This window comes from Neisseria sp. P0021.S005, from assembly GCF_051956955.1.
Genome location: NZ_JBQCWY010000348.1, coordinates 1 through 3,180, shown reverse-complemented (window position 1 = coordinate 3,180; position 3,180 = coordinate 1). Strand labels below are relative to the sequence as shown.

Annotated in this window: 3 protein-coding genes; 1 reads left to right on the top strand and 2 read right to left on the bottom strand. The window is 50.7% G+C overall.

Annotated elements, in window-relative coordinates; genetic code table 11:
- Together ACTHUE_RS13980 and efeU are read right to left on the bottom strand one after the other, a co-directional pair.
- Nucleotides 1-574, bottom strand: a 574-nt coding sequence (locus ACTHUE_RS13980; RefSeq protein ID WP_440423772.1) for a cupredoxin domain-containing protein, incomplete at its 3' end; no start/stop codon positions are given.
- A gap of 12 nt (nt 575-586) precedes the next feature.
- Nucleotides 587-1,411 (bottom strand): iron uptake transporter permease EfeU, encoded by an 825-nt coding sequence (gene efeU, locus ACTHUE_RS13975; RefSeq protein WP_036492490.1) that lies wholly within the window; start codon nt 1,409-1,411, stop codon nt 587-589.
- A gap of 395 nt (nt 1,412-1,806) precedes the next feature.
- On the opposite strand from efeU, the gene ACTHUE_RS13970 reads away from it, so the two are divergent.
- The gene (locus ACTHUE_RS13970; RefSeq protein ID WP_049333127.1) at nt 1,807-2,982 is read left to right on the top strand and encodes a cytochrome-c peroxidase; all 1,176 of its coding nucleotides are present in this window, start codon (nt 1,807-1,809) and stop codon (nt 2,980-2,982) included.
- Nucleotides 2,983-3,180: the final 198 nt, after the last annotated feature.

Below are 3,180 nucleotides of genomic sequence, written 5' to 3'. Positions count from 1 at the left end.
GGACGCGGGTGGCGGCAAACAGGGATTTGGCCTTTTCAATGTCGCCGGCTTTAACGGCTTCGGTAAAGGTTTTGGTTTTCGCCACCAGCTCTTTAACCTCGCCTTGAACGTAAGCTTTATAGTCGGCGAGCGGTTGGGACAGTTTTTCCAAATCCGCTTCGTTGGCAGTGTCTTTGAAGCCGCTGTCGGTAACAATCAGCTTACCGCGCGGATTTGTCAACAGGCCGCAAGTCATTTCGTATTCGCCCGGCAGTAGGGTAACGGTCATTTTGTCGGATAAACCCGGGGCGATGTTTTCACGCTCGTCCACCACCATCACGCCTTTCAGGATTTCCCATTCCAGCTTGCGGCCGCTGTCGTTTTTAATGTTGAACACGACTTGGCCGCTGGGGACGGTCAATTCCATCGGTTCGCAGGCAGTATCGTTCACACCGATATTGACCGAACCGTCGGCATTGGCGGCAGCGGATGCGCCTGAAGCGGCAGGCGCGGCTTTTTCGGCTTCAGGCGGCTGACACGCGGTCAAACCCAGAGCCAGCATTACAGACAAAGCAGTCAGATTGAATTTTTTCATTTTACTTCCTTCTTATTTAGTTAACGTTTTTGCTGGCGCACTGCCGCGCAAAAACCAAATCATGACGGGAACCAGATACAGCAGCCAAATCAGGACTTCGCCTTCGGTCGGGTGGTCGGTATAGCCGAAGAAACCGCCGAGCAGCACGCCTAAAGGGCTGTCTTCATGCAAATATTTCGATGTGTCGAAAGCAATATCCTGCATCACATTCCATACGCCGGCCTCATGCAGCGCGCGAAATGAACCGGCCAACAGACCGGCCGCTACCACAATCAAAAACGCGCCCGTCCAACGGAAAAACTTCGCCAAGTTCAGGCGCATACCGCCCTGATAAATCAGCGTACCGATGACAACCGCCACCAACAGACCCAACACCGCGCCTATCGGCATAGACCACGTCGGGCTTTGCTGGAACACGGCCAGCAGGAAAAACACACTCTCCAAACCTTCGCGCGCCACAGCCAAAAACGCCATGCCGACCAAGGCCCAACCCTGGCCGCTGCCGCGGTTTAAGGCCGACTGAACAGAATCCTGAAGATGCTGTTTCATCGAACGCGCGGCCTTCTTCATCCACAAAATCATGTACGTCAGCATCGCCACAGCCACCAGGCCGATGGCGCCGACCACCAATTCCTGTTCTTTTTGCGGAATCTCGCCGGTAGCGGAATGAATGCCGTAACCAATACCCAAACACATGACCGAAGCCAAAAACACGCCCAGCCAAACCTTCGGCATCAGCTCGCTGTGTCCCGACTGTTTCAAAAAACTGGCAACAATGCCGACGATCAGGGCGGCTTCGATGCCCTCGCGCAGCATAATCAATAAAGCAATCAGCATAAAAAACTCTAAAGTGAAATGTTCATTTGTTAACGCATTTATAACGCTTTATGCTTAATAACGCAAATTATTTTTATTTTTTAATAACCCCATATTTATTAAGATTTTTTAAAATAAAATAACGGACGTAATCAATAAAAACTAAAAGGCCGTCTGAATAAGGCCGTCTGAATTTTATTTTTTCAGACGGCCTTAATTTATCTAAGCAATTGTAAATAAATAATAAAAAAGTTCCATAGTATAAATTTCCCTATCAGTGATATTTTCAGAATTTATCAAATTTAAAAGGTTGATTTACAACAAAAATTAAAACCGCCTTATCTTTTATAGTTGGCATATTGCTGGTGCAATCAGCAATCCATGACATAACAAACGCATAACAAAGGAACCCTCCTATGCCACGTTTAAAACTCCACCAAATCGCTTTGGCTTTGGCCGTTTCTGCCGCGCTGACCGCCTGCGGCGAGAAAACGGCTCAAACAACCGAAACCCCTCAAGCGGCTTCTGCCGCGAGCGCTGCCGATGCTGCCGCAAGCACCGCCGCTGTTTCGGCCCCTCAAAATTCCGCCGATGTTTCTGCCGAAGACAAAGCCCTGTTGGAACGCGCGCAAACCGTGTTCAAACCTTTGCCTGATGCGGCCGAAATGCAAAAAATCCGTCCGTTTACCGAAGAGCAGGTCAAACTCGGCCAACAACTTTGGTACGAAACCCGCCTGTCCAAAGGCAACACCGTCAGCTGTAACTCCTGCCACAACTTGGCAACTGCTGGCGTAGACAACATGCCGACCAGCGCGGGCCACAAAAGCCAATTCGGCGCCCGTAACCCCCCGACTGCCCTGAATGCCGCCTTGTTGGGAAGCCAATTCTGGGACGGCCGTGCCGCCGATGTGGAAGAACAAGCCGGCGGCCCATTGCTCAACCCGGTTGAAATGGCCAACGCGACCGAAGCCGATGCCGCCGCCAAAATCGCCGGTATCCCTGAATACCAAGAAAAATTCAAAGCCGCATTCCCTGAAGACGGCGCGGTTTCCTTTAAAAACATCACCACTGCATTGGGCGCGTTTGAACGTACCCTGCTGACTCCGACCCGTTGGGACGACTACCTGAAAGGCAACGTATCTGCCCTGAGCGAACAAGAACGCAAAGGCGTACGCGCATTTATGGACAACGGCTGTATCGCTTGTCACAACGGCGTCAACTTGGGCGGTACCATGTTCCAAAAATTCGGTTTGGTGGATGGTCCTTACTGGAAACACATCGACGATCCTAAACACGACAAAGGCCGTGCGGACGTAACCAAAAAAGCCGAAGACGAATTCTTCTTCCGTGTTCCCGGCTTGAGAAACGTTGAACGTACCTATCCATACTTCCACAACGGCAGCGTTTGGGAATTGGATAAAGCCGTCAACATCATGGCGAAAGCTCAATTGGGTAAAACCCTGGCTCCGGAAGACACTGAAAACATCGTTGCCTTCTTGAAAGCCCTTTCCGGCAATGTTCCGGAGTCTGCCCGAACCATGCCTGAGCTGCCCGTCTCCCACGATGTCAAATCCCAACCTGACAACAAATAAGGGTTAGCATAAAACAAGGCCGTCTGAAAATCCGTTTCAGACGGCCTTTTTGCTGCCGGCCATATGGGCAGCTTTGTTTCACGATTGCGCACAATATGGTAATCTTGAGCCGATTTTCACCATACATCCGAAAGGAACATCATGAGCCTGATTATTGAAGACTTGCAAGAAGGCCACGGCAAAGAAGCCGTCAAAGGC

Excerpts from the sequence above, each read along its gene's own strand:
- efeU (WP_036492490.1), bottom strand. The coding sequence starts at position 1,411 with ATGCTGATTGCTTTATTGATTATGCTGCGCGAGGGCATCGAAGCCGCC.
- ACTHUE_RS13970 (WP_049333127.1), top strand. The coding sequence starts at position 1,807 with ATGCCACGTTTAAAACTCCACCAAATCGCTTTGGCTTTGGCCGTTTCT.